This is a genomic window from Deltaproteobacteria bacterium, assembly GCA_009930495.1.
In the GTDB taxonomy this organism is placed as follows: Bacteria; Desulfobacterota; Desulfovibrionia; order Desulfovibrionales; family Desulfomicrobiaceae; genus Desulfomicrobium.
In genome coordinates this window covers 1-1066 of record RZYB01000468.1, presented here as the reverse complement: position 1 = coordinate 1066, position 1066 = coordinate 1, and the positions used below count along the sequence as shown (strand labels likewise).

Sequence of the window (1066 nt, the reverse complement as noted above, 5' to 3'; positions counted from 1 at the left end):
GACATTCGGCGCCTGATCCTGGGCCGTCTGCACGCGGCCCTGGCGCCCCACGGCTTCCTGGTCGTCGACGAGGCCGAACGGGACTGGGTCACCCCATCCGAGGGCTTCGACCAGGTGACCGCGCCGGGCGCGCTCTTCCGAAAAATACCACGTCAAGGATAGGCAATGCGCATCAAAAATCTCAAAATCGCGACCCAGCTGGAACTCGCCCTGGGGTCCCTCCTTCTCCTTTTCGTTGTACTCTGCGTGCTGTCCTGGAACCACGGCAATTCCCTGTGGCGGCAGACAGCCACGTTGTACAACCATCCCATGACCGTGCAAATGGCCGTGGCCAAAATCAATGCCGCCGTCCTCGGCAGCCAAGGAGCCCTGCGGGACATGCTCCTGACCGGGGACACGCCCCAGTCGGTCCATGCCATCGAAGCGGACATGGACCTCGTCGACCAGCAGCTGACCCTTGTCGCCGACCGCTATCTCGGCCCTCGTTCCGACATCGCCCTGGTCCAGAACGCGTTCACCGACTGGAAAAAAAACCTGGACGAAGCCCTTCGCGCCCTGGCCCCCACGCCTCGGACCGATTCCAGCGCTCCCGCCCTGGTCCGGCGGGCCGACACCGCCACCCAGACGTTGTTGGATTGCATCGAACCCCTTTCCTCTTTTGCGGAATCCCAGGCCACGCAAATCTATACCCAGGCCGAAGCGGACCAACAGCGCATGTTTCCGCGCCTGTCCGCGTTTCTGATCCTGCTGGCCCTGGTCTGCGGCAGCATGTTGTTCCACCTCCTGGCGAGCCTGCGCACCCCGCTGCGCGAATTGACCCGCACGGCCGGACGTCTGCAGCGCGGGGATTTCAGCCAACGTGTCGCCATTGAATCCCGAAACGAATTCGGCATGCTCGGCGCGGCCTTCAACACCCTGGCCGGAACCGTGAGCGCGGAACTGAGCCTCAAGGAAGACCTGGTCCTGCTGGCGGAAGTCATGCTCCGCAAGGGCGATTTGCACGCGTTTTGTCGCAACGTCCTGAGCGCCCTGATCCACCATACCTCGTCCCACAACGGCGCCGTCT

General features: G+C 63.5%; 1 protein-coding gene. It reads left to right on the top strand.

Going from position 1 to position 1066, the window contains the following annotated elements; genetic code table 11:
* Positions 1-165: 165 nt before the first annotated feature.
* A partial coding sequence (locus tag EOL86_15530) for a HAMP domain-containing protein (protein ID NCD26981.1) occupies positions 166-1066 on the top strand: 901 nt, incomplete at its 3' end.